The following is a 224-nucleotide window of genomic DNA, read 5'->3' as shown; positions in this document are numbered from 1 at the left end:
AAGCCGCGGATCTTGACCTGGAAGTCGTTGCGGCCCAGGTATTCGATGGTGCCGTCGGGCAGCCACCGGCCCAGGTCGCCGCTCTTGTACATGCGCCCGCCTTCGACGAAGGGGTCGGACAGGAAGCGCTCGGCGGTGAGTTCGGCTTGGTTGAGGTAGCCGCGCGCGACGCCCTCGCCGCCGATGTACAGCTCGCCGGCCACGCCCACCGGGACCGGTTGGTG

At 69.2% G+C, this 224-nt stretch carries 1 protein-coding gene; it reads right to left on the bottom strand.

Annotated elements, in window-relative coordinates:
- A partial coding sequence (locus I8J34_RS25420; protein WP_214364231.1) for an AMP-binding protein occupies positions 1–224 on the bottom strand: 224 nt, incomplete at both ends.

It is taken from the genome of Denitromonas iodatirespirans (assembly GCF_018524365.1).
Classification (GTDB): Bacteria; Pseudomonadota; Gammaproteobacteria; order Burkholderiales; family Rhodocyclaceae; genus Nitrogeniibacter; species Nitrogeniibacter iodatirespirans.
The sequence above is the reverse complement of the archived record's forward strand: the minus strand, read 5'-3'. Positions and strand labels throughout refer to the sequence as shown.